Origin of the sequence: Mangrovicoccus sp. HB161399, from assembly GCF_013184745.1 — a bacterium.
Classification (GTDB): Bacteria; Pseudomonadota; Alphaproteobacteria; order Rhodobacterales; family Rhodobacteraceae; genus Mangrovicoccus.
The window spans coordinates 13037-35600 of record NZ_JAATVU010000005.1 but is presented as its reverse complement, the minus strand read 5'-3'; the positions used below and the strand labels follow the sequence as shown (position 1 = coordinate 35600).

Sequence of the window (22564 nt, the reverse complement as noted above, 5' to 3'; positions counted from 1 at the left end):
GCACTTGCCCCAGGGCGGCGGTGACCGGTATCCCGAGCGTCCCGAAGAGGTTGGGGACCGCCACGCGGATCCGGACCTTTGCCGCCTGGCGGCCGAAGGCGAGGCATCGCGCTGCCATCGGTCCGAAGCCGGTGACAAGCGGACATCCGCCGCTCTGGCCCAGCAACTTCGCGCAGTTCATTCAGTCGCCGGGGCAACGCTCCTCCGGACCTTTTCCCGATCCGGCCCATATCTCCGCCCTGCTGCGGCGGTGGCAGCCGCTCCAGTTCCTCCAGAGCGTCCGGCCGAGGCGCTTGGATGCCCGCAGGGTCTCGTTCCGGGCCCGGGCCCCGGCGGTGTCCGGCTTCCTTGGCCGCGCGTTGCGGCGGTGCGGGAGGATAGCTGCCGCACCGCGGGCGGCGATGGCGTCGTGGCAGGCGCATACCGCAAGCGCCGCCAGCGGTGCTCGGACCGGTGGCGCATCCATCGGCAACTTGGCGGTGACGGTTGCAATTTCCCGATCCAGGCCGATCTGCTTGAGGAGCTCCGGCAGCATCGGCGCGGCGCCGGAGCTGACCTCCACGAGCGGATTTCCAAGGTCTCCTCGTCGATCCCCAGGTGGATCTTCCGCCGTGGGCGGGCCGCGCCACCGGTCCGAGCGGCACCGCGAATGCGCCGTTTCGGGCCGCCATGCCTGCGGCTGTGCCATTCGCCCTCGACCTCGACGCCGGTGCTGTCCGCTGCCCGAGAGGGGACGAGCAGGTCAAGCGCGCCCTTGGAGCCGCGATACGGGACAGTGACATCCAAGGTCCGACGGACTTTCGCGGCGCCAGCGGCGCCACGGACCCGTCCCGCTCTTCCGACGGGAAAGGGGGCTGACGTCCGGCACGGACCAGCCCGGCCCGGACACTTCAGCAGGCTCGGCACGAAGCCGGGGGACTGGCGAAGCGGGAGTCCGAGGAGAACCTTGAGGCTGAGACAGGGCCAGATCGCACTCCCCGGGGAAATCGCCGTCCGGACGATGTCCTGAGCCTCCTCATTTGCTATGGGACTGCGGGCCGCCGCGCCGTCCGGACGGCACCGCGTCCCGCTGCATCGGCGGATCGAACCAGACGGCCAGCGATCCGCGCCGCCCCAGTGCCTCGCTCGCCGTTGGTGCTGCAACGGCTCGCTACGCGTTCCAGTTGGCGGTCCCGCACGTCGGCTTCGGCGGCCTGCTCATGACGTCCGGCTACTGCACTGGCTTCATGAGGAGAATCCCGCCCCCTTTGTGCGGCAAGGTCGTCTCATGGCTGCAGGACATATTGGAGGCGGCAGGCGACGGCAGAAAGAATTTCCGAAACCCCAAAACCGCCGCGCCTGGCCGCTGCTTTCCCGTATGAGAACCGGAGGGCTGCCTGTGTGCTGCCCTCCGAAGTCGTGTCGGCAATTCAGGCCATCTGCAGCGGCAGCTCCGCGGCCCTTGCCAGGGCCCGCGCTTGGTCTCCGGCCGGATCTGCGGTCATCAGCGAGGGCTGCAGCCGCACCGTCTCAACTTGGGCTACGCCGATGAAGTCCAGCCACCAGCCGAGATAGGTCGAGTGATGATCAGCCCCGTAGCGGGCGGGGGCGCCCGGCGAATAAACCCCGGCCGTGTAGAAGACGCGCGCCGTCCGTCCCTCCAGCAGCCCGCGGTAGCCGTTCTCCGGATCGAACCCGAAAAGCAGACCCGGCTGGGTGATGATGTCGATATACTGCTTCAGCTTGTAGGGGATGCCGCCGTTCCACATCGGCACTGACAGCACGTACTCGTCCGCTTCGATGAAACGTCCGGCAATGGCGGTGATCTGGTCCCAGGCACTCCGCCGCGGTCCGTCCATTTCGCCCTGGCCGAAGAAGGTCATCTTGGCAGCCGCCTTGTCGCCGTCGAATTCCGGCAGCTCCGCCTGCCACAGGTCGAGCCGGTCGATGCCGACACCCGGCTCCGCGGCCCGGCGCGCGTCCAGATAGGTCTCGGCCAGCTTTGCCGATTGCGATGCCGCGCCGCGCGGGGAGGCGGCGATATGGAGAATGGTCGTCATGGAAGAGGTTCCTTTTCGGGGAGGTCAGCGGGCCAGGAAGCCGCGGATGTCGGCGGCAATCTCGGTGGCATGGGTTTCGAGCGCGAAATGCCCGGCGTCATAGAGCCGGGTCTCGGCCGCGGGCAGCAACTCCTGCCAGCCGGCCACCGCATCGAGGGTGAAGACCGGATCGTTCCGGCCCCAGACGATCAGTGCCGGTGGCTGCGTGCGGCGCAGGAAATCCTGCCAGTCTGGATAGGCGGCGACATTGGCCTGGTAGTTCCAGAGATAGTCGAGCTGGATCGCGTCATTGCCCGGCCGGTCGAGCCCGGCCTGATCGCTTGTCCATGCGTCGGGGTTCAGCCGGCCGGTCCGCGTGCTGCCGTGTTCGTACTGCCAGCGGGTCGTCCCGGCGGACAGGAACGTCCGCAGCGGCGCTTCGGTCTCCGTGCTGCGCCCGGCCCAGAACGGAGCGAACTGCGCCATGATTTCCGGCGCCCAGCCTTCGGCATGTACGGTGGCGTTCTGTACGATCAGCCCGGATATCCGCTCGGGGTGCAGCATGGCCATCCGCATCCCGACCGGACCGCCGTAATCCTGCATGTAAAGGCTGTATTGGGTCAGGCCCAGCCCTTCGGCGAAGGCATCCATCGCCGTGGCCAGAGTCCCGAAATCGTAGGAATGGTCCGACGGGTCAGGAGCTCCGGATTGTCCGAAGCCGGGATAGTCGGGCGCGATCACGCGAAAGCTGTCCGCGAGCAGCGGGATCAGGTCGCGGAACATGTGCGACGAGGACGGGAATCCGTGAAGCAGCAGGAGCACCGGCGCGTCCCCGGGACCCGCCTCGCGGTAGAAGACGGGGATGCCACCGACATCGAGGGTATGGAAGGTGACATGCCGAGACGGGCCAGGTGCGGCGGCTGGGAGCGGCGCAGGCCCGTCGAGGGCCAGGGCCGCGGCTCCGGCAGGAAGCAATCGCATGGGAGTGTCCTTTCTGAAGATAACCACTCAAACAATATTTGAGTGGTTACTCAAATAACCTATTAAAGGCGATTTCAGTGGTTACATTGTCGTTACCGGAAAGGAGCGGTCATAACTGTCAAAGTCTGGATTCATAGGTTATCATGGAAAAGTTGCGCCGGTCCCCGCGGCGCCGGAAAGGACCAGATGCCGAAAGAAGCCAGACCCGCTCCCTTCCTCGTCGGGGAGACCCCGGCGCTGGATTTCCTCAACACGGTTGCCACGCCCCGCTCGATCCGCTTCGACTGGCTGGATACCGGCCCGTCGCTGCTGGACTGGCTGGTTGCGGCCGGACTGGCCACGGAGGCGGAGCTGCGGCCGCTGCGGACCGGCGGAATGCAGAAGGAGCTGGAGCGGACCCGGCGGGAGATCGCCGCCCTTCGCGAGACGCTGCGGGGCTTTGTCGAACGGGCCAGCGGCGCGGAGATGGCCGATGCCGGCGAGCCGATCATTCCGGTGCTCAACGGCATCCTGGCCACTGGGCACCACCATTTCCGGATCGAGGTGGCCGATGAGGCGGCAGCCGGGAGGCAGGGCTCCTTCCGCCTGACCGCGCATCAGCCGCTGGTCCGTCCGGCGGACCTGATCGTCCGGATCGCCCTCGCCGCCTCCCGGCTGGTTGCCGAGGCCGATTTCCGGCATGTGCGGAAATGCGAGGCGCCGGCCTGCACCCTTTATTTCCTGGATGTCAGCAGGAATCACCGGCGGCGCTGGTGCTCCATGGAGGTCTGCGGCAACCGCGCGAAGGCTGCGGCCTTCCGCAAGCGATGACCTGTGGGTCTCAGCCCCCGCCGGCTTCCGCCATCTGCGCCAGCCTGGCCTCGAGCTCCGCGATGCGAGCGTCGCGGAACCTCAGCGCGTTCTCGACCTCGGTCTCATCGAAGCGCCGGGGGATGTACTGCGGGCAGGTCGCGTCCCAAGCCTCGATCCCGAAGAGGGTCGCGCGCACCGCCTTCGCTGCGTCCGGTCCGGTTCCGAGCCGAGCCAGCAGTTCCGGGTCGTCCTCGACCACCTGCGCGCGTCCCCAGATCTTGATCCGCTGCCGCCCGGCATGGTCGATCGGGAACAGCACCGCGCGCGGGTTCCCGGAGAGGTTGCCCAGCGTGATGCACTGCCGGTTGCCCCCGCGATCGGCGGCGCCCAGCCTCCCGCCGTCCAGCACCTCGAGGTCGCCCGGCGGGCCGCCGCGGTGCTGGATGCAGGGCTGTCCCTCCGCGCCCGCCGTGCCGAGGAAGACGCTGGCCTGCGCTTCGATGGAGCGCGCCGGATCCGGCGTCACCGCATCGGGCCAAGGGCGTGTCTCCGCCGCCCGCGCATGGAGGCCGCGCGCGCCGCGGCCAGCCTGCTGCGCCTTGACCGCATCCGTGAAGACGATGTCCGGCCCCGCGCTCACAGGCCCAGATCGCTCAGCGAGGGATGGCCGTCCGGGCGGCGGCCCTGCGGCCAGCGGAACAGCCGGTCGGTCCCGGCGATTTCCAGGTCGTTGATGCTGGCATGGCGCACCGCCATCAGCCCCCCGGCATCGAATTCCCAGTTCTCGTTGCCGTGGGAGCGCACCCAGCCTCCATCTGCGCGTTGCCATTCATAGGCGAAGCGCACGGCAATGCGGTTTTCCGTGAATGCCCAGAGCTCCTTGATCAGCCGGTAGTCCTGCTCGGCCAGCCATTTGGCGGCCAGGAAGGCCACGATCTCGGCGCGGCCGGCCAGGAAGGTGCTGCGGTTGCGCCAGCGGCTGTCCGGCGCATAGGCCAGCGATACCTTTTCCGGGTCGCGGCCGTTCCAGGCATCTTCGGCAAGGCGAACCTTCTGCGCGGCAGTTTCGGCGGTGAAGGGCGGAAGCGGGGGACGGGTCATCGGCAGTCTCCTTCGGGAAAGGGGCGGCAGGGGCAGGCCCGCCGCCGGGAGGGATCAGGCGGCGGCGCCTTCGGCCAGGGGGAAGTCGATGGGGGTCTGCGCGACCTCGTTGACATAGTTGGTCCAGATGTTCAGCGCGACGTTCCGGACGAACTCGGTCGCCTCGGCCTCGCCGTGGCCTGCCGCGCGCACGGCGGCGAGGTCGGCATCGGAGACCCGGCCGCGCGCCCCGGCGACCTTCAGCGCTAAGGCCAGGGCGGCATCGGCCTTCGGGCCGGAGGAGCGGCCCCGGCGGTTGGCGGCGATGTCCTCTGGGGGCTGCTTGGCGAAGTCGGCGGCCAGGCAGGCGTGAGCCGGGAGGCCGCAGCCGTTGAACTCGGCGATGGCCAGCGCGATGCGTTCGCGGGCGGCGGCGGCGGCGGGCAGGCGGCCCTTGCCGGGTGCCCCGAAGAGACCGGGAGGACCTTCGAGCGCGGCGAAGCTGGCGGCGGCCAGGCGGAACAGGTTCGGCATGCTGCCGAGCTGCGCCTTCACCTGTTCCGGCAGGGGGCGGGGGGCGTCGGGGGCGGCCTCGGCCGAGGCGGGGACGGCAATGCGGGACATGGGATTTTCCTCCGGCCTGGTATCGATGTCCCCGGGATAGACCTTCCGGATTCCGGCGGAAGGCGGTAATTTCGGAAGGCACCCTTCCGGAAAATGGGAACATGGCCGACAGACTGGACTCCATGGCGATCCTCGTGGCCTGCGTCGATGCGGGCAGCCTCTCGGCGGGGGCACGGCAGCTGCGCCTGCCCCTGGCGACGGTCAGCCGCCGGGTGGCCGAGCTCGAGGACCGGCTGGGCACCGCGCTGCTGCACCGCTCGGCGCGCGGGCTGTCGCTGACCGATCCGGGCAGCGCCTATGTCGCCGCCTGCCGCCGGGTGCTGGAGGACGTGGCCGAGGCCGAGCGCGCCGCCTCGGGCGAGTTCGCCGCGCCGCGCGGGCAGCTGGCCCTGACCGCGCCCATCGTCTTCGGGCGGCTGCATGTCCTGCCTGCGGCCACGGCCTTCCTGCAGGCCTATCCGGAGGTCGCCATCCGGCTGGAGCAGACCGACCGACCGGTGAGCCTGCAGGACGAGAACATCGACGCCGCGATCCGCATCGGCCGCCTGCCGGACAGCAGCCTGCGCGCCCGACGTCTCGGCACGGTGCGCCGCGTGCTCTGCGCCGCCCCCGGCTATCTCGCCGCGCGGGGCCGGCCGGACAGCCCGGAGGCGCTGGCAGACCACGACTGCATCGCTTTCGGCAGCCTGGCGGCCTCCGGCCGCTGGAATCTCGGCGCGGGCCGGGACGCCCGCGCCGTGCCGGTGCGGGCACGCCTGTCGGTGAACACCGCCGAAGCGGCGGTCGGCGCCGCGGCCGCCGGGCTGGGGATGGCGCGCGTGCTGTCCTACCAGATCGCCGCTCCGCTGGCTGCCGGGCAGCTGGAGATCCTGCTGGAGCGCTGCGAACCGGAGCCCTGGCCGGTGAGCCTGCTCTACCGCCCCGGCCCGGTCCCGCAGAAGCTCCGCGCCTTCATCGACTTCGCCGCACCCCGCCTGGAGGCGGCGCTGCCCCCCGTGCCGCTCCGCGGCTAGCCGGACGGGACCGGCCGTGATCCTGCAGCCGCCCCCGGCGGCGTCGGCGTGCAGCGGCGGGATCGCGGCAAACCTTCCTCGGGAGGCGGTCATGGCCGGGAACGCCACGGCAGGGCACGATCCGTAGGCCCGCGCCCTCGCCGTCAGCTCAGCGCGCCGCTGTCATGGATGATCCGGCCGCCGCAGATCGTCAGGTCGATGCCAAGAGCAGGGATCCCCGCCGGTTCGGTTGCCTCGATATCGCCGCCGAGCACGGCCAGATCGGCTGCCAGCCCCGGCCGGATGGTCCCGGTGACATGTTCGCGATGCGCCGCCCAGGCGCCTCCGGCAGTATAGGCGCGCAAGGTCTCCATGAGACCCAGCCGCTCGTCCCTTGCGCCGGGATAGGGGGCGCGGGTCAGGGCTGCGGCGATGCCGCGGAGCACCGAGACGTCGCTGACCGGCCAGTCGCTGGAAAAGGCGACGGCCGCACCGTGCTCCGCCAGGCTGCGCCACAGGTAGGCGTCGCTCCAGCGGCCGCTGCCGATCCGGTCCAGCGTCGGCTGGAGCGGGAAATCCATCGCTCCGGGCGCATGCGGCGGCTGCAGGCTGGCGGTGATGCCGAGCGCGCCGAGGCGGGGGACGTCCTCCGGGTCGATCAGCTCGATATGCTCGATCCGGTGGCGGCTGTCGCGGGGGCCGTTCGCCCTCCGCGCGGCCTCGTAGCCGTCGATCACCGTGCGCACCGCGCCGTCGCCGATGGCATGGACGGCGATCTGGAGCCCGCGCCGGTCGATCTCGGCTGCAATCCCGGCGAAGCGCTCCGGCGCGAATAGCGGTTCCGAGCGGTGCCCCGGCTGGTCCGGGTAGTCTTGCAGCAGGAAAGCGGTGCGGCTGTCGATGACGCCGTCCATGAACAGCTTGACGAAGCCCGAGCTGATCCAGTCGCCTTCGAATTCCTCCGCCATCGCCGAAGCGCGGCCGAGCGCGGAGATGTCCATGTGGGGCTTGAAATGGAATGGCACATTGACCCGCAGGAGCAGCGTGCCTTCCGCCTGCATCTCGGCGAGGAGCTGCAGCGTGTAGCGGTTGCCGTCCATGTTGACGAGGCTGGTCACGCCATGGGCTGCGCAGTGGCGCATGCCCGCGAGGATCAGTGCCTTGTCGGCGGCGCGTTCCCCAGCCGTGGGCCGGGGATCGGGTTCCTCTCCCGTCGAGATGCCCAGGTTGATGCGCCCTTCGCCGGCGAAGCGGATCAGCGGGCCGAAGGCCTCGAACTCGCGCAGCTCGCCGGTGGCGAGACCGTCCGCGCCCATGACGACCTCGTGGCCATGAGGCATCTGCGCGCCGTGCAGGAGGCCTGCGGCTTCGAGCGCGGCCGTGTTGGCCCAGACCGTGTGCAGATCCGGCGCCATCATTGCGATCGGCCTGCCGGCGATCATCGCGTCGAGGTCATGGCGCGTGGCGGGCTTGCCGAGGATGCCGTAGCCTGCCTCCTGCGCCATCAGGAGCGGCTGGGCCGGATGGCGCGCGGCGAAGTCGCGGAAGGCCGCGCCGACCGCTTCGGCGCCCTGCAGGTGACCGACATGCAGATGCGACAGGTCCGCGCCGCCGAGCCCGACATGCAGGTGGCTCTCGAAAAAGCCGGGCAGCACGGTGCGGCCGCAAGCGTCGATGGTCCGGGTCCGCGGACCGGCCAGCGCCGCGATCTCGGCATGGCTGCCCACGGCGGCGATCCGGCTGTCCGCGATGGCTACGGCATCTGCCCGCGGCCGGTCCGCATCCATCGTCAGGATGCGGGCATGGGTGAGGATCAGGTCGGGTGTCGTCATCGCGGGCCCTGGATGTTTCGGGAAGGGCCGCGCCCGGGACGGCGCCGGCCGGGATCGCGCGCCGTGCCGCCGGTCCCGGCAAGGGGCCCCGGCGGCACGGCCGCGGCGTCACTTCAGCTTGATGCAGAAATGCTTCCGGACAGGGGCCTCGATCTTCCAGGTTCCCTCGAAGCCGGGCTCGACCGCGAAGCCGTCTCCCGGACCGAGCATCACCGGCGCCCCGCCATCCGGGGTGATCACGATTCGGCCCTCGATCAGGTGCACGAATTCGTAGAATTTGTAGCTCGCATGCCAGGTTCCCGGCGTGGCTTCCCAAGTGCCGCTGATCACGCTGCCGTCGATCGAGGTATGCTGGACCCAGGTCTTCATGCCGGGCTCGCCCTCCACCTTGGTCCAGCCGTCGAGATCGGCCGTCATCGGCTCCGGGCCGGGTTCGGGAAAGCGGAAAACCATGTCGCTCATGTCACTCCTCCAAGAGTGCTCTGGGATCGTCGCTCCGTCCTATGGCGGCGCCGCGAAGCTGGCAAGGCCGACCATCGGCCCGGCGGCGCGCATCCGAAAAGGGGGCTGGCGGCGCTGCGGGAAATGACCGATGCAGGGGCTCCGGCAGCGCGGAGCGCGCCGCCATGGACAGGGAATGGACGGGAATGCTGATCCGGGAAGCCACGGCATCGGATGCGGACGATCTGACGCGATTCATCAACATGGCAGCTGACAACCTGCCGCTGCATTTCTGGCGCAAGTCGGCTGGCCCGGATGGCGACCCTTGGGCCTTCGGCAGGGAGCGGGCGGCACGGGAGAGCGGCAATTTCTCCTTCCGCAATGCCTGGATTGCGGAGATCGGCGGCGAAGCCGCTGCCTGTCTTCTGGGCTACCCGGCCGAGGAGACGCCCGGGCCGATCGACCCGGACACGCCGCCGATCTTCGTGCCGTTGCTGGAACTGGAGGCGCTGGCGCCGGGGTCGTGGTACCTGAACGTGCTGGCCACGTACGAGGCATTCCGCGGCCGCGGACTGGGCAGCGCGCTTCTGGCCCTTGCGGAGGCAGTCGCGGCAGCGTCGGGGCACGCTGCGGTCAGCCTGATCGCCGAAGACACGCATCACGATGCGCTCCGGCTCTATTCCGCGAAAGGCTATCGCGAGGTGGCGCGGCGTCCGGTCGTGAAGGGCGACTGGGAGGTCGATGCTTCCGAATGGATCCTGTTCACAAAGCCCGTCACCTGATCGCCTGCGCGGGATCCGCCGCCTTGCCGCGGTCCGGAAACTGCGAGGCAACAGCCCTGTTTCCGGGGGCAGCCGTTCCCGGAAGGCAAGCGGCGCATTCCTCCCGGGCGTCCAGGTCTGCCCTCGCCATGAGCCGGCCGGGGCAGGCATCCGGAACCCGGCGCCGGGCACGGGCGCCGGCCGGCCTGTAGCATTTCTGACGGCCATGTAATTCCGCGTCATTTGAGATTGCAGCTCCGCGCTGCCAGACCTTCGCAGACGGATGTGCCTGCAAGGATTGCGCGAATGACGAAGCCGGTTCTCTTTCTCCTGCTTGCCGGGATCGTTGCAGTCCTGCTGTGGCTCCTGCCGGGCCAGGAGCTGGATCTGGCCGGTCTGCGCGTCCGGCTCGAAGGCATCGCCGCCATGCGGCAGCCGCACCCGCTTGCCACGGCCGGTCTGTTCCTGCTGGCCTATGTCGCCACCACCGCTGTGTCTCTGCCGCTGGCGGTCTGGATGACGCTGGCCGCCGGCGCGCTCTTCGGGTTCTGGCAGGGGCTGGTTCTGGTTTCTTTCGCTTCGGCCGTCGGCGCGACGCTCGCCTTTCTCGCCGCGCGCTACCTTGCGCGGGACTGGGTGCGGGCGAAGCTCGGCCGGCGCGCGGACGGGATCGAGGCCGGGCTGGCCCGGGACGGGGCCTTCTATCTCTTCTCGCTGCGGCTGGTGCCGGTCGTGCCCTTCTTCGCGCTGAACCTGCTGATGGGACTGACCCCGATCCGCGCCTGGACCTATTATTGGGTCAGCCAGGCGGGCATGCTCGCGGGCACGGCGGTCTACGTCAATGCCGGCATGCAGCTGGCAGATCTGGAAAGCCTGTCGGGCATCGTCTCCGCGCCGATGCTGGCCTCCTTCGCCTCCCTGGCGCTGTTTCCCTGGGCCGCCCGCGGCGCGCTCGGCGTCTGGCGCCGCCGCCGGATCTACGCCGGATGGACGCGGCCCAAGCGCTTCGACCGCAATCTCGTCGTGATCGGCGCCGGTTCCGCCGGCCTTGTCTCGGCCTATGTCGCGGCGGCCACGAAGGCTCGTGTCACCCTGGTCGAGGCCGGGGAAATGGGCGGCGACTGCCTGAATTACGGCTGCGTTCCGTCCAAAACCCTGATCCGCAGCGCGGATCTCGCCCATCAGATGCGCCATGCCTCGGATTGGGGCCTCGCCGATGCGGAACCGAAGGTGCCCTTCGACAAAGTGATGGAGCGGGTCCATGCGTCCGTTGCGGCCATCGCGCCGCATGACAGCGCCGAGCGCTATGCCGGTCTGGGGGTCGAGGTGATCAAGGGCCGCGCCAGGCTTGCCGATCCCTGGACCGTCGAGATCGCGGGCAATGACGGCCGGCGCCGGAGCATCACCAGCCGCGCCATCATCATCGCCACGGGGGCCGCGCCGGTGCTGCCGCCGCTCCCGGGACTGGAGCGCGTGGATCCGCTGACATCCGACACGCTCTGGTCCCGCCTGCGTCACCGACCCGCGGCCCCGCGCCGGCTGGTGGTTCTGGGCGGCGGACCTATCGGCTGCGAGCTGGCCCAGGCCTTCGCCCGGCTCGGGTCGGACGTCACCCAGATCGAGATGGCCCCGCGCCTGATGGGCCGCGAGGACCCGGAGGTATCCGACCTGGTGGCGGCGTCCCTGGAGGCGGATGGAGTCGCGGTCCTGACCGGATGCAAGGCGACCGCCTGCGGCATCGACGGCGGCAAATGGATAGAGGTGGAGCACGGCGGCGGCACCCGGCGGATCGGCTTCGACGAGATCATCGTCGCCGTCGGCCGCAGCGCACGCCTGTCCGGTTTCGGCCTCGAGGAGCTGGGCATCCCGGCCGGCCGCACCATCGGGACGAATGCCTATCTGGAAACCCGCTATCCAAACATCCTCGCGGCGGGCGACGTCGCAGGGCCGTACCAGTTCACCCATGCGGCCTCGCACCAGGCCTGGTTCGCCGCAGTCAATGCGCTGTTCGGCGGGCTGAAGCGGTTCAAGGCGGATTGCCGGGTCATTCCCCGGGCCACCTTCACCAGCCCCGAGGTCGCGCGGGTCGGGCTGTCGGAGACCGAGGCGGCGGAGCAGGGTATCCCCCATGAGGTCACGCGCTACGACCTGGCGGGGCTCGACCGTGCGATCACCGACGGGGCTGCACAGGGATTCGTCAAGGTGCTGACCGTGCCGGGCAGGGACCGCATCCTCGGCGCGACGATCGCCGGCGCGCATGCAGGCGAGCTGATCGTCGAATTCTTCACAGCCATGAAGCACGGGCTTGGCTTGAACAGGATCCTCGGCACGATCCACGTCTATCCGACCTGGACCGAGGCCAACAAGGCGGCGGCAGGCCGCTGGCGGCGCGGCCATGTCGACCCGCGGGCCCTGGCGCTGCTGGAGCGGTTCCACCGCTGGAGGCGCGGATGATCGATGCACGTCTCCTTCCGCTGCAGCGGGCGGTGCTGCGCTCTCCGGCGCAATGGCTGGCCGCCCGCGGAACCGGTGCCGATGCAGTCAGCATCGCCGGGTTCCTCGTCGGGCTGCTCGCCGTTCCGGCGCTGGCCTGCGGGGCCTGGACGGCGGCTGCGCTGCTGATTGCGGCCAACCGGCTGCTGGACGGTCTCGACGGAGCGGTGGCGCGGATCCATGGCCCGACCGACCGCGGCGCCTTTCTCGACATCTCGCTCGACTTCCTGTTCTACGCACTGGTCCCGCTCGGTTTCGCCATCCAGGATCCGGCCGCCAACGCGCTGCCCGCGGCCGCGCTGATCGCCTCCTTCTCGGGGACGGGATCATCCTTTCTCGCCTTCGCCGCCATCGCCGCGCGCCGCGGCGGGGCGTCGCCCGCCTTTCCGCAGAAGGGCATCTACTATCTCGGCGGGCTGACCGAGGGATTCGAGACCATCGCGGTCTTTCTTGCCATGTGCCTGCTGCCGCAGGCGTTCCCGGTGCTCGCCTGGAGCTTCGCCGCCGCCTGCGCCATCACGACGCTGCTGCGCTGGCGGATGGGCTGGACGGCCTTCCGCTGACCCCTTGCCAAGGAGATTTCCATGAAGAGCTTCATCACGGCCGCGTTTCTTGCGCTGATTCCGGCCATTGCCAGCGCGGATGACTGGGACGCCACTTTGGAGGCGGCGCGCGGCCGGACGGTCCACTTCCATGCCTGGGGCGGGGACGAGCGCACCAATGCCTTCATTTCCTGGGTGGGCGACCGGGTGGAGGCGGCGCATGGCGTGACGCTGCGCCATGTCAAGCTGGGCGACACGGCCGAGGCGGTGGCCCGCGTGCTGGCCGAGAAGGCAGCCGGGCGCGGCAGCGGCGGCTCGGTCGACCTCATCTGGATCAACGGCCCGAATTTCGCGGCGATGAAGGAACAGGGGCTGCTCTACGGGCCCTTCGCCGGCAGCCTGCCGAATGCGCGCTGGCTGGATCTGTCGCCGGGATCGGCCAATGTCACGGATTTCACGGTCCCGGTGGAGGGGCTGGAGGCGCCCTGGCGGCTGGCCAAGTTCGTCTTCCTCCATGACACGGCGCGGATCGGCCCGCCGCCTGCGGAGATGGCGGGCTGGCCGGACTGGGCGGCGGCCCATCCGGGGCGGATCACCCATCCCGACCCGGCGAATTTCATGGGCGCGACCTTCCTCAAGCAGGCGCTGGCCGAGCTGGCGCCGGAGGGCACCGACCTGTCGGTTCCGCCGACGGATGCCACCTTCGCCGCGGCCACGGCCCCGCTCTGGGACTGGTACGATGCGCTGCGCCCGCATCTGTGGCGCGGCGGCACGTCCTTTCCGGCCAGCCAGTTCGCCCAGCGGCAGCTCTTGAATGACGGCGAGATCGACCTGTCGATGTCCTTCGACCCGGCTTCGGCGGCGGCAGCGATCCGCGACGGGCTGCTGCCGCCAAGCGTGCGCGTCCATGTTCCCGCGAAGGGCAGCATCGGCAATGTCAGCTTCGTCGTCATTCCCTTCAACGCCGCCAATCCCGAAGGCGCCAAGGTCGTCGCCGATGCCCTGCTCGATCCGGAGGTGCAGGCGCATATGCAGGATATCCGCGTTTTGGGCGCCTTTTCGGTGCTCGATCCCGGCAAGCTTGCCCCGCAGGCCCGCGCGGACTTCGCGGCGCTGCCCTCCGGCCCGGCCCTGCCGCGGCTCGAAGACCTCGGCCCGGTCCTGCCGGAGCCCGCGCCCGGCTGGATGACGCAGCTGGAAGCGGAATGGCAGCGGCGCTACGCGCGATGACCTCCGGCGGCCTGCTGCGCGCGGTTGCCGGAACGGCCATTCTCGGCGGTCTCGGCCTGCCGGTCCTGCTCGGGCTCGGCCATGGCATTGCCGCCGCTTTCGGGCATTTCCCGGCGATCGGCGCACACGGTCCCGATCTCCGGCCCTGGCGGGAGCTGCTGGAGATGCCGGGTCTCGGCCGGGCCGTGCTGCTGGCGCTGTGGACGGGCATGGCGGCGACCGGGCTTTCATTTCTGCTCGCCACCGGCACTTTGGCCGCGCTCCATGGCAGGGGTGCGGCGCGCGGGCTGCGCCGGGTCCTCGCGCCGCTGCTTGCCGCGCCGCATGCCGCCATCGCCATCGGGCTGGCTTTCGTGCTGGCGCCCTCGGGCTGGATCGCCCGTGCGCTGGCCCCGCTCCTCGGCTGGGCGCGGCCGCCGGACATCGCCACGACCGGCGATCCGCTCGGCCTCGCCCTGATCCTCGGGCTGACGGCAAAGGAGCTGCCCTTCCTGCTGCTGATGTTCTCCGCGGCGCTGACCCGGATCCCGGTTGGCGCGCAGATGGCGGCGGGGCGGGCGCTGGGATACGGGCGGACGGCGGTCTGGCTCTGGGTGTTGCTGCCGCAGTTCTGGCCCCAGATCCGGCTGCCGGTCATGGTGGTGCTGGCCTTCTCGGTCTCGGTGGTCGACATGGCGCTGATCCTCGGACCTTCCGCACCGCCGACCCTGCCGGTGATGATCGCCCGCCTTTCCTCGGACCCGGATTTGCAGGCGCTGCTGCCAGCCTCTGCGGGCGGTGTTCTGCAGCTGGTCCTGCTGGCTGGCACTTTCGCGGCAGCTGCGGTCCTGGCACGGATCGCGGGGGCCGCGGGCAGGGCGTTCCTGCGGCGGGGCCACCGGCTGCGCGGGACCGGCCGGACCCTGGCCCTGCTGCCGGCTGCGTCTGCCGGCATCGTCCTCATGGCCTTCCTTGCGCTGGCCGCCCTGCTGGTCTGGTCCGCAGCCTTCTCCTGGCGCTGGCCGGAACTCTTTCCCGCGCAGCTGACCTGGCGCCACTGGCTGGATGCCGGGCGATGGGGCTGGCCGGCGGGGGCCTCGGCGCTGATCGCCCTCGCTTCGACCGGGCTGGCGCTGGCGGCGGCGGTCGCCTGGCTGGAAAGCGCGGACAGGCTGGGACGCCGCGGACGGGACCGCTGGCTCGCCGCGGCGATCCATGTGCCGCTCCTCCTGCCGCAGCTGTCCTTCCTGACGGGCCTTTCGGGTCTGATGATCCGCGCGCCGCTGCCGCCGCTGGCAGCCGTGATATGGGGGCACTGGCTGTTCGTCTTCCCCTATCTGATGATCGCTCTCAAGGGTCCTTGGGAGGCGGCCGATCCACGGCTCGAGTGCAGCGCCGCGGCGCTCGGCGCAGGGTCGTGGCGGAGGCTCTGGCGGGTCAAGCTGCCGGTCCTTCTGGCGCCGCTCCTGACCGCCGCAGCCGTCGGTTTCGCCGTCTCGGTCGCGCAATACCTGCCGACGCTCTTCCTGGGCGGCGGCAGGATCGAGACCCTGACCACCGAAGCGGTCGCGCTCGCCTCGGGCTCCGACCGGCGCGTGGCCGCGGTCCATGCGGTGCTGCAGGCGTTGCTGCCCTGGGGCGCGTTTCTCGCCGCTCTGGCCGTCCCGGCGATCCTGCACCGCGAACGGCGCGGTCTCGGAGGCGCGGCATGAGCCTCGTCCTGGCATCTCTTGCCGTGGCCGCACCCGGCGGGCGCAGGCTCTTCGGACCGCTGGATCTCGAGGTCGCCCCGGGCGAAACCGCCTGCATCACGGGACCCTCCGGTGCGGGAAAATCGACGCTGCTTGCAGCGGCCGGCGGCCATATGGAGCGCGGCTTCCGCCTTTCCGGCCGGATCATCCTCGGCGGGCGCGACCTTTCCGGCCTGCCTGCCGAACGGCGCGGCATTGGCATGATGTTCCAGGAAGCGGTGCTCTTCCCTCATCTCTCGGTCGCGGACAATCTCGCCTTCGGGCTCGCCCCGCGCCTCCGCGGGCGCAAGGCGCGCCGCGCGGCGGTTGCCGAAGCGCTGGAGCAGGCCGGCCTCGGCGGACTGGGCGGCCGCGATCCGGCGACCCTGTCAGGCGGACAGCGCGCGCGGGCGGCTCTGATGCAGACGCTTCTGGCCGAACCGGGGGCGGTCCTGCTCGACGAGCCGTTTTCCGCGCTCGATCCCGAGCGGCGCCATGCGATCCGGCAATTCACCTTCGAGACCATACGCAGGGCCGCAATCCCCGCGCTGCTCGTGAGCCATGACCGCGAGGATGCCGTGGCCGCGGGCGGGCCGGTCCTGTCGCTCAGCTGAGCGACAGGACCGAGAGCCGCGCGCGCAGCGCTGTGCCGGTGTCGTCGCTGTCGGCCGAAACCGCGAGGCCGACCAGCCGTTCCGGCACCGTGCCGAAGGCCGCCGCATGATCGCCGGCCAGGTCGACCTGTTCGATGGCCTGCCCCGCGCCGGCCGGGCGCAGGACGATGGTGACGCCGCGGCCGCGCAGATACGGGCTGGGCAGGCGGCTGCCCGGCGGATGGCTGCCGCCCCAGACATAGAGGAGCACGCGCGCCGAACGGTTGCGCAGCAGCCGCTGCGGCGGCGTGCCGGGGCCGAGCCGCTCCGCGGAGGCCGCATCCATGAAGACGAAATAGAGCGAGATGTTGCGGTCGTCGCCGCCCTTCCGGCCCAGATCCGTCGGCGGCACGCTGCGGCTGACCGACCACGACCAGCTTGCGCGGCTTGCAGTCCGGGCGGACTCCGGAGCGGCCAGGTAGATCAGCGAGGAAGAGGCATCGCCCGCGATCGACAGCGCCGTTCCGCCGAACTCGTAGCGCGTCGGTTTCAGGCCAGGAAAATCCAGCCGCTGCCAGCCGTCGCCGAAGCGGATTTGAATCGCGGACTGCGCGCCGACGGAGACCGGCAGCACGGCCCATGCCGCGGCGGCTGCCGCTGCCGAAAGCAGGCGGCGGCGCCTGATCGGGCGTCCTGCGGCACTGGCATCGAAGGCGGGGCAGGGCAGGGCAGTCTTGTCCATTTTCATTGGCAACGCTCCGGGTCATGGTCCGTTGCGGAAGACTTGGGGCCCAGGCTGCCGCGCAACAGGGCGGAAATGGTTTCAGCCCATGACGTTCGCGTCAGGTGCGCGCCATTTGCGGCGCCGCCTCCGGAGGCAGCGCCGCTTGTCGGGTCAATCGGCGGCGAGCGCCGCCTCGCGGTAGGCGTCCAGCTCTTCCAGCCGGGCGGCCAGAGCTGCGCGGATATTGCCGTAGGCGGTGCTGCCGAGCGCCAGGCGGCGGGGCATCGCGGCGGCATCTGCGGCGGCGATGATCGCCCCGACGCTGCGCCCCAGATCGGCGAGACGCGCGAAGCTCTCGCTGCTGTTGCCGTCCGCAAGATTGCGCAGCGAGCTGCGCACCATGCCCACCGCCGTGGCGTCATATTCCGTCAGCGTGGGGGCCATGTCGATCGCGCCGATGAACTCGGTCGGCGTCGGGCCCGGCTCGACGATCAGGGTCTCGATCCCGAAGGAGGCGACCTCCTGGGAGACTGCCTCGACAAAGCCCTCGATCCCCCATTTTGATGCGTGATAGGCGGAAAAGCCCGGATAGGCGACCTGGCCGCCCTCGGAGGAGACCTGAAGCAAGCGCCCCCCGCCCTGGGCGCGCAGATGCGGCAGCACGGCCCGGATGAAGGCGATTGCGCCGGTCAGGTTGGTGGCGATCTGGCGGTCGATGGCAGCCGCGTCCAGTTCTTCGGCGGCCCCGAAGATCCCGTAGCCGGCATTGCCGACCACCACGTCGATCCGCCCGGTTGCAAAGGCGGCCGCGACGGCTGCCTCGATAGACGCGGCATCCGTCAGGTCGAGATGCAGCACTGTCAGGTTGCGGTGTCCGAGAGCCAGGGAGCCGGGGCGCCGCACGGTAGCGATCACGCGGTCGCCGCGTTCCAGCAGCTGTTCCGTCATGGCGCGCCCGAAACCGCTTGCCGCGCCGGTGATGAGCCAGGTTTTCATGTCGAACCTCTTTTGCTTGTCGGTCCTCTCCATCTGGTGCCCGCCAGCTCATGCCGGTATGGTTCATGAATTGCATTGCCTGGTGAAGAAAATTTGACAAATAGCCCGCCCCTTCCCGATCTTCTCGCCTTTGCCGCGGTGGCCCGGCACCGCAGCTTCAGCCGTGCCGCCGAAGAGATCGGCGTCTCGCGCTCGGCGCTCAGCCATACGCTGCGGACGCTGGAACAGCGCCTTGGCATCCGCCTGCTGAACCGGACCACGCGCAGCGTCGCGCTGACCGGCGAGGGGGCCGACCTGCTGTCGCGGATCCTGCCGGTGCTGGGCGATCTCGACGAGATCTTCGCCGACCTCGCGGAAAGGCGCGGCGAGCCCGGCGGCACGCTGAGGATCAACGCATCCGAGCAGGCCGCGCGGATCCTGCTGCGCCATGTCGTGCCGGACTTCCTCGAGCGCTATCCGCGCATGCAGCTCGACCTGGCGATCGACGGGCGTTTCGTCGATATCGTGACGCAGGGCTTCGACGCGGGCGTCCGCCTCGCAGAGGCGGTGCCGCAGGACATGATCGCGGTGCCTTTCGCCGGGCCCCTGCGCTTCGTCGCGGTGGCCGCGCCGGGGTATCTCGCGCAGCACCCGGCGCCGCAGGTTCCGGCGGATCTCTCCGCGCATCGCTGCATCCGCCAGAGGCTGCCCGGCGGGTCGTTCTACCAGTGGGAGTTCGAGCGGCACGGCCGGGCGGAGACGGTGGACGTGCCGGGCGTCCTGACGCTCAACAACAATGCCGTGATGGCCGAGGCAGCCATGGCTGGGCTCGGCATCGCCTTCCTGCCCGAGACCGTGGTCCGCGAGGCGCTGGATGCCGACCGCCTGCGGCTGGTCCTGGAAGAGTTCTGCCCGCCGGAACCGGGCCTGTGCATCTACTATCCCGGCCGCCGCCACGTCCCGGCAGGGCTGCGCGCCTTCATCGCGCTGCTGAAGGAAAAGCTGCCCGGCTGACTTCGGGAGGAAGGCAGAAATCCTGTCACGGTTTCGGGCCGCGCGCCTCTTGCCTATCTGCAGACCGAGTGGATGTCTGCGACCAGACAGGATGAAGAAATGAAGACCTTCGACGTGCAATCCGTTTCCATCGGCCGCCCCGCCGCCGCCGTGTTCGATTTCCTTGCCCGGCCGGAAAACCTGCCGGAATGGACCAACGCCTTCCGCCGGGCGGACGGCGAGAGCGCCGATCTTGCGACTCCTGCGGGCGAAGTGCCGATCCGGCTGAGAACGGTCGCCAGCCGCGGAAGCGGCACGGTCGATTGGCACATGACCTTCCCGGACGGGTCGGAAGGAGCCGCCTATTCACGGGTCACCGCCGACGGGCCGGACAGGGCGGTGTATTCCTTCGTGCTGATGGCCCCGCCCGTGCCGCTGGAGGCGCTGGAGGGCGCGCTGTCCGAACAGATGGCGATCCTCGCGGGCGAACTGGCCGGACTGAAGGAGCTCCTGGAGGCATGATCACGCTTGATCCGGCACAGGTGCTGGCGGCGCGGGAGGGAAACCGCGCCGCCCTCGAGGGCATCGTCCGCGCCGCCGAGCGGCCGGTCTACAACCTTGCCTTGCGCATGCTCGCGAACCACACGGATGCCGAAGACGCTGCGCAGGAAATCTTGATCAAGATCGTCACTCACCTGGGCACGCTGCGCGAGCCCGGAGCGGCCGGCGGCTGGGCCATGAGGGTGGCCGTCCGCCATCTCGTGCACGAGCGCCGCCGCGGACGGGTGGAGGCGATGCGGCTCACCTTCGATTCCTTCGCCGCGGATCTGGCCGACGGGGCTGCCCCGCTCGAAGAGGCCGGTCTGAGCGAGGCCGAGCAGGCCTTGGCGATCAAGGAGGTCAAGATCGGCTGCACACTGGCCATGCTGTCCTGTCTAGGCCGCGAGCAGCGCATGGCCTATCTTCTCGCGGAGGTGTTCGAAATGAACGAGACCGAGGCCGCCGCCGTGTCGGAGGTTCCGCCCGCTACCCACCGGCAGCGCCTGAAGCGGGCGCGCGACCGGGTGACCGCCTTCGTCTCGTCGCATTGCGGTCTTGCCGGAGCGAGGGGAGCCTGCCGCTGCGAACGCCGCGTCGCTCCGGCGCTTGCCCGCGGCAGGATCGTCCGGGGCGGGGAGGAATTCGGGTCTCGGACTCGCAGTGCCTCGGACGTCCAGGCGATGGAGCTCCGGATCCGCGCGCTCGACGGCTACCGCCGCGCAGCAGCACTCATGCGATCGAATCCCGAATTCGGCTCGGATGTCGGGGCGCTTGCGCTCCGGGCCTTGGAGCTGCTGCAAGACGGTGACGCAGGCGCGCATCCCGGTCAGCGTTGACACGATGCTGAAATTCGTGTCGATCAGGGACGTCGCCCTCTTCCAATCTCCGGCGCCGCCGCAGTTTCAGGAATTTTCCGGCCGCGGCGCCTCGCGGGCGGTCGTTCCAAGACGATCCGCCTTGGGTTCCCGCAGGTCGTGATCAGGCAGGGCGCCAGCCTGGAGCCTTGCCCCTGGCAGCCCCGGCGGCAGCGATGCAGAACGCTGCGAACCGCAGCGCAGCGAACGAACGCGTGGCTGGCCCCAGTTTCCGGTCCCGTGTATCGCCACTGTCCCGCGGGCCGACGCCGAACGGGACGTGGCGGGCTTGGTGCAGACGATCCGGGCGTCGGGGTCCGGTCCGAGTTCCCCGCGCCACGCGGCAAGGGCGACCTCGGGACCGAGGTCCTGTGGACAGGAGGTCGTGACGAACAGCGGGCAGGCAGGCATCGCCGCGGGAAACACGCGGAGCCAGTCGTCCGCCGGCCCGTTGCCGGAGAACTACAGCTGCTGGCGGTGGCGGCCGGACCGGCCGAGCGTCGTTGCCGCCCAGGCGTGCCGGGCGTCGGCGGGCAGCTCTCCAGCGCCGCGCAGCAAGTGTCCGAGGAACACCGCCTCCTGCTGGATGAAGCGTGCCATCGGCATCAGGCCGCCACCGCCAGGGGCCGCGATCCTGCCCGTGCCCTGCTTGGGCGTCTTCGATGCCATGCGCTCCCGGGCCGCTGCGATCGCGGCGGCCACCTGCATTTGCGGCACTCCGAGATTGCCGGCGATCACGTCCTCTCCGTCGCCCCTATCGGCAGCGGGCAAGATGCCGTGGACCAGGCGGGGCGCTGATGATGCAACCGCCCCCCGAGGGCATCGAGGTGCCAAGGTGGGATCGCAGCCATCCGAATTTGGAGACGGTTGCATCAGCGCCGACCAGCAGGCCCGGGCGGGGGCTCCGGACGGCAGGGTCTCCCCCTTAGGCAGGCGGCCCGTCAGATCGGGTAGTGCAGGTCTCCGTCCTGCAGGGTGATCCAGCGCAGTTCGGTGAATTCGGCGATGCCCCAAGTCCCTCCGAACCGGCCGTAGCCCGAGGCCTTCACGCCGCCGAAGGGCATCTGCGCCTCGTCATGTACCGTCGGGCCGTTGACGTGGCAAATGCCGCTCTCGATCCGCCGGGCGACGGCCAGGGCCTCCATGATGTCCTTCCCGAAGACCGCGGCAGAGAGGCCGAACTCGCTTTCATTCGCGATGCGCACCGCCTCGTCGACGGAGCTGGCGCGGATGATGGCGACGACGGGACCGAAGCTTTCCTCGCCGTAGAGGCGCATGTCCGGGCCGACATGGTCCAGCGCCGCGGCGTTCAGCATCGGACCCTGGCCGCCGCCGCCGATCAGGGTCGCGCCCTTGTCCACGGCATCGGCGACGAGCGACCGGATCCGGTCCGCTGCCTCGGGGTTGACAAGCGAGCCCAGCGGCGCGTCGCCCTGGCGCGGATCGCCTGCCGGGAGGCTCTCCACCTTCGCGGCGAAGGCACGGGCGAAGCGGTCCCCGGCAGTTCCGACGGCGATGATCCGTTCGGTCGACATGCAGATCTGGCCTTGGTTCATGTAGGCGCCGAAGCCCGCGGCGGCGGCGGCGGCATCTATATCGGCATCCTCCAGAACGATCATCGGCGCCTTGCCGCCGAGCTCCAGCAGCGCAGGCTTCAGGTGCCGCCCGGCCAGTTCGGCAATGACGCGCCCGACCCGGGTGGAGCCGGTGAAGTTCACCCGCCGCACCGCCGGATGGGCGATCAGCGCGGCGACGATCTCCGGAGCCTCCTCCGGCGCGTTCGAGACCGCGTTCAGCACCCCCGGCGGCAGGCCCGCTTCGGCCACCGCCTCGACCACCAGCGCATGGACGCGCGGGCAAAGCTCGGAGGTCTTCATCACCACCGTGTTGCCGCAGGCAAGCGGCGTGGCGATGGCGCGCACGCCGAGGATCACCGGCGCGTTCCAGGGCGCCATGGCCAGAACAACGCCCGCAGGCTGGCGCACCGCCATGGCGGTGGAGCCGGGCCGGTTCGAGGGGATGATCTCGCCCTTGATCTGGGTGGTCAGCGCGGCGGCCTCGACCAGCATGTCGGCAGCCAGCATGCAGTTGAACCGCGCCCAGGCCTCGGTCGCGCCGATCTCCTCCTTCATCGCCAGCACGATGCCGTCGGCCCGCGCCTTCAGCGAGTCCGCCGCTGCCAGCAGCATCCGGCGGCGCTCGCCCGGCGTTGTCGCGGACCAGCCGGCGAAGGCCGCTGCGGCGGCATCGACCGCCCGCGCGGCGTCGTCCAGGGAGGCGGCGGCAGCCTCGGTCACCACCTCGCCGGTCACCGGGTTGGCGCGCGCGAAGCTGCGGCCGTCCTCGGCCGGGACATGCCGCCCGTTGACATAGAGATCGAGCTTTTCCAT

22 protein-coding genes and 1 pseudogene are annotated in these 22564 nt (G+C 70.2%); 11 read left to right on the top strand and 12 right to left on the bottom strand.

The annotated features are described in order from the left end of the window. Window positions 1-7: 7 nt before the first annotated feature. The 3 genes and pseudogenes from HCC78_RS04080 to HCC78_RS04070 form a co-directional block, all read right to left on the bottom strand. Window positions 8-1117: pseudogene (locus tag HCC78_RS04080) on the bottom strand (transposase); the annotation flags it as partial. A 292-nt stretch (window positions 1118-1409) separates the two neighbouring features. After that, window positions 1410-2039 carry an FMN-dependent NADH-azoreductase gene (locus tag HCC78_RS04075; RefSeq protein ID WP_172327463.1) on the bottom strand — a complete coding sequence of 210 codons (630 nt, stop codon included), beginning with the start codon at window positions 2037-2039 and terminating at the stop codon, window positions 1410-1412. 24 nt (window positions 2040-2063) lie between these two features. Continuing rightward, entirely contained in the window at window positions 2064-2999 is a 936-nt protein-coding gene (locus tag HCC78_RS04070) for an alpha/beta fold hydrolase (protein WP_172327462.1), read from the bottom strand. Window positions 3000-3185: 186 nt separating this feature from the next. Here HCC78_RS04070 and HCC78_RS04065 point away from each other — a divergent pair, with 186 nt between their 5' ends. Next, window positions 3186-3809 carry a CGNR zinc finger domain-containing protein gene (locus HCC78_RS04065; protein ID WP_172327461.1) on the top strand — a complete coding sequence of 208 codons (624 nt, stop codon included), beginning with the start codon at window positions 3186-3188 and terminating at the stop codon, window positions 3807-3809. Between the two features lie 10 nt (window positions 3810-3819). Here the strand turns inward: HCC78_RS04065 and HCC78_RS04060 are convergent, their stop codons facing one another. Genes HCC78_RS04060 through HCC78_RS04050 form a run of 3 tightly spaced genes read right to left on the bottom strand, consistent with a single transcriptional unit; the run spans window position 3820 to window position 5495 of the window. Continuing rightward, window positions 3820-4431, bottom strand: coding sequence for a pyridoxamine 5'-phosphate oxidase family protein (locus tag HCC78_RS04060; protein ID WP_172327460.1), 612 nt, complete (start codon window positions 4429-4431; stop codon window positions 3820-3822). Further along, a complete protein-coding gene (locus HCC78_RS04055; RefSeq protein WP_216671020.1) occupies window positions 4428-4892 on the bottom strand; it encodes a nuclear transport factor 2 family protein in 465 nt (154 codons plus the stop codon). The genes HCC78_RS04060 and HCC78_RS04055 overlap by 4 nt, the downstream gene beginning before the upstream one ends. Before the next feature lie 54 nt (window positions 4893-4946). Beyond that, window positions 4947-5495, bottom strand: coding sequence for a carboxymuconolactone decarboxylase family protein (locus tag HCC78_RS04050; RefSeq protein ID WP_172327459.1), 549 nt, complete (start codon window positions 5493-5495; stop codon window positions 4947-4949). A gap of 101 nt (window positions 5496-5596) precedes the next feature. On the opposite strand from HCC78_RS04050, the gene HCC78_RS04045 reads away from it, so the two are divergent. After that, window positions 5597-6508 carry a LysR family transcriptional regulator gene (locus tag HCC78_RS04045; RefSeq protein ID WP_216671019.1) on the top strand — a complete coding sequence of 304 codons (912 nt, stop codon included), beginning with the start codon at window positions 5597-5599 and terminating at the stop codon, window positions 6506-6508. Between the two features lie 143 nt (window positions 6509-6651). Here HCC78_RS04045 and HCC78_RS04040 read toward each other — a convergent pair whose 3' ends face one another. Beyond that, window positions 6652-8319, bottom strand: a complete 1668-nt coding sequence (locus HCC78_RS04040) for an amidohydrolase (RefSeq protein ID WP_172327458.1) — start codon at window positions 8317-8319, stop codon at window positions 6652-6654. Window positions 8320-8427: 108 nt separating this feature from the next. Next, a complete protein-coding gene (locus HCC78_RS04035) occupies window positions 8428-8781 on the bottom strand; it encodes a cupin domain-containing protein (protein WP_172327457.1) in 354 nt (117 codons plus the stop codon). 185 nt (window positions 8782-8966) lie between these two features. On the opposite strand from HCC78_RS04035, the gene HCC78_RS04030 reads away from it, so the two are divergent. From HCC78_RS04030 to HCC78_RS04005, 6 genes are all read left to right on the top strand, one after another. Continuing rightward, complete coding sequence (locus HCC78_RS04030) at window positions 8967-9542, top strand: GNAT family N-acetyltransferase (protein ID WP_216671018.1); 576 nt, start codon at window positions 8967-8969, stop codon at window positions 9540-9542. 285 nt (window positions 9543-9827) lie between these two features. Continuing rightward, window positions 9828-11975, top strand: coding sequence for an FAD-dependent oxidoreductase (locus HCC78_RS04025; RefSeq protein WP_172327455.1), 2148 nt, complete (start codon window positions 9828-9830; stop codon window positions 11973-11975). Further along, window positions 11972-12577: a CDP-alcohol phosphatidyltransferase family protein gene (locus HCC78_RS04020; RefSeq protein ID WP_172327454.1), complete on the top strand. Its 606-nt coding sequence runs from the start codon at window positions 11972-11974 to the stop codon at window positions 12575-12577. The genes HCC78_RS04025 and HCC78_RS04020 overlap by 4 nt, the downstream gene beginning before the upstream one ends. A gap of 21 nt (window positions 12578-12598) precedes the next feature. Continuing rightward, window positions 12599-13786, top strand: coding sequence for an ABC transporter substrate-binding protein (locus HCC78_RS04015; protein ID WP_172327453.1), 1188 nt, complete (start codon window positions 12599-12601; stop codon window positions 13784-13786). Further along, window positions 13762-15477: an ABC transporter permease gene (locus tag HCC78_RS04010; RefSeq protein WP_172327452.1), complete on the top strand. Its 1716-nt coding sequence runs from the start codon at window positions 13762-13764 to the stop codon at window positions 15475-15477. The genes HCC78_RS04015 and HCC78_RS04010 overlap by 25 nt, the downstream gene beginning before the upstream one ends. Beyond that, a complete protein-coding gene (locus tag HCC78_RS04005) occupies window positions 15474-16109 on the top strand; it encodes an ATP-binding cassette domain-containing protein (RefSeq protein WP_172327451.1) in 636 nt (211 codons plus the stop codon). Before HCC78_RS04010 ends, HCC78_RS04005 begins: the two co-directional genes overlap by 4 nt. Here the strand turns inward: HCC78_RS04005 and HCC78_RS04000 are convergent. Together HCC78_RS04000 and HCC78_RS03995 are read right to left on the bottom strand one after the other, a co-directional pair. After that, on the bottom strand, window positions 16102-16836 hold the full coding sequence (locus tag HCC78_RS04000) for a DUF3047 domain-containing protein (RefSeq protein WP_253949023.1): 735 nt from the start codon (window positions 16834-16836) through the stop codon (window positions 16102-16104). The two genes, HCC78_RS04005 and HCC78_RS04000, sit on opposite strands and share 8 nt — an antisense overlap. 147 nt (window positions 16837-16983) lie before the next feature. Continuing rightward, window positions 16984-17808 (bottom strand): SDR family oxidoreductase, encoded by an 825-nt coding sequence (locus HCC78_RS03995; protein ID WP_172327450.1) that lies wholly within the window; start codon window positions 17806-17808, stop codon window positions 16984-16986. 93 nt (window positions 17809-17901) lie between these two features. On the opposite strand from HCC78_RS03995, the gene HCC78_RS03990 reads away from it, so the two are divergent. The 3 genes from HCC78_RS03990 to HCC78_RS03980 all read left to right on the top strand — a co-directional run bounded on the left by HCC78_RS03990 (window position 17902) and on the right by HCC78_RS03980 (window position 20156). Then, window positions 17902-18801, top strand: coding sequence for a LysR family transcriptional regulator (locus HCC78_RS03990; protein ID WP_172327449.1), 900 nt, complete (start codon window positions 17902-17904; stop codon window positions 18799-18801). Between the two features lie 99 nt (window positions 18802-18900). Beyond that, window positions 18901-19302 (top strand): SRPBCC family protein, encoded by a 402-nt coding sequence (locus tag HCC78_RS03985; protein WP_172327448.1) that lies wholly within the window; start codon window positions 18901-18903, stop codon window positions 19300-19302. After that, window positions 19299-20156 carry an RNA polymerase sigma factor gene (locus HCC78_RS03980; protein ID WP_172327447.1) on the top strand — a complete coding sequence of 286 codons (858 nt, stop codon included), beginning with the start codon at window positions 19299-19301 and terminating at the stop codon, window positions 20154-20156. Before HCC78_RS03985 ends, HCC78_RS03980 begins: the two co-directional genes overlap by 4 nt. Before the next feature lie 480 nt (window positions 20157-20636). Here HCC78_RS03980 and HCC78_RS03975 read toward each other — a convergent pair whose 3' ends face one another. Next, window positions 20637-20912 (bottom strand): hypothetical protein, encoded by a 276-nt coding sequence (locus HCC78_RS03975; protein ID WP_172327446.1) that lies wholly within the window; start codon window positions 20910-20912, stop codon window positions 20637-20639. Window positions 20913-21115: 203 nt separating this feature from the next. After that, window positions 21116-22564: an aldehyde dehydrogenase gene (locus HCC78_RS03970; RefSeq protein WP_172327445.1), complete on the bottom strand. Its 1449-nt coding sequence runs from the start codon at window positions 22562-22564 to the stop codon at window positions 21116-21118.

Excerpts from the sequence above, each read along its gene's own strand:
- HCC78_RS04075 (WP_172327463.1), bottom strand. The coding sequence starts at position 2,039 with ATGACGACCATTCTCCATATCGCCGCCTCCCCGCGCGGCGCGGCATCG.
- HCC78_RS04070 (WP_172327462.1), bottom strand. The coding sequence starts at position 2,999 with ATGCGATTGCTTCCTGCCGGAGCCGCGGCCCTGGCCCTCGACGGGCCT.
- HCC78_RS04065 (WP_172327461.1), top strand. The coding sequence starts at position 3,186 with ATGCCGAAAGAAGCCAGACCCGCTCCCTTCCTCGTCGGGGAGACCCCG.
- HCC78_RS04055 (WP_216671020.1), bottom strand. The coding sequence starts at position 4,892 with ATGACCCGTCCCCCGCTTCCGCCCTTCACCGCCGAAACTGCCGCGCAG.
- HCC78_RS04050 (WP_172327459.1), bottom strand. The coding sequence starts at position 5,495 with ATGTCCCGCATTGCCGTCCCCGCCTCGGCCGAGGCCGCCCCCGACGCC.
- HCC78_RS04045 (WP_216671019.1), top strand. The coding sequence starts at position 5,597 with ATGGCCGACAGACTGGACTCCATGGCGATCCTCGTGGCCTGCGTCGAT.
- HCC78_RS04040 (WP_172327458.1), bottom strand. The coding sequence starts at position 8,319 with ATGACGACACCCGACCTGATCCTCACCCATGCCCGCATCCTGACGATG.
- HCC78_RS04035 (WP_172327457.1), bottom strand. The coding sequence starts at position 8,781 with ATGAGCGACATGGTTTTCCGCTTTCCCGAACCCGGCCCGGAGCCGATG.
- HCC78_RS04030 (WP_216671018.1), top strand. The coding sequence starts at position 8,967 with ATGCTGATCCGGGAAGCCACGGCATCGGATGCGGACGATCTGACGCGA.
- HCC78_RS04025 (WP_172327455.1), top strand. The coding sequence starts at position 9,828 with ATGACGAAGCCGGTTCTCTTTCTCCTGCTTGCCGGGATCGTTGCAGTC.
- HCC78_RS04020 (WP_172327454.1), top strand. The coding sequence starts at position 11,972 with ATGATCGATGCACGTCTCCTTCCGCTGCAGCGGGCGGTGCTGCGCTCT.
- HCC78_RS04015 (WP_172327453.1), top strand. The coding sequence starts at position 12,599 with ATGAAGAGCTTCATCACGGCCGCGTTTCTTGCGCTGATTCCGGCCATT.
- HCC78_RS04010 (WP_172327452.1), top strand. The coding sequence starts at position 13,762 with ATGGCAGCGGCGCTACGCGCGATGACCTCCGGCGGCCTGCTGCGCGCG.
- HCC78_RS04005 (WP_172327451.1), top strand. The coding sequence starts at position 15,474 with ATGAGCCTCGTCCTGGCATCTCTTGCCGTGGCCGCACCCGGCGGGCGC.
- HCC78_RS04000 (WP_253949023.1), bottom strand. The coding sequence starts at position 16,836 with ATGAAAATGGACAAGACTGCCCTGCCCTGCCCCGCCTTCGATGCCAGT.
- HCC78_RS03995 (WP_172327450.1), bottom strand. The coding sequence starts at position 17,808 with ATGAAAACCTGGCTCATCACCGGCGCGGCAAGCGGTTTCGGGCGCGCC.
- HCC78_RS03985 (WP_172327448.1), top strand. The coding sequence starts at position 18,901 with ATGAAGACCTTCGACGTGCAATCCGTTTCCATCGGCCGCCCCGCCGCC.
- HCC78_RS03980 (WP_172327447.1), top strand. The coding sequence starts at position 19,299 with ATGATCACGCTTGATCCGGCACAGGTGCTGGCGGCGCGGGAGGGAAAC.
- HCC78_RS03970 (WP_172327445.1), bottom strand. The coding sequence starts at position 22,564 with ATGGAAAAGCTCGATCTCTATGTCAACGGGCGGCATGTCCCGGCCGAG.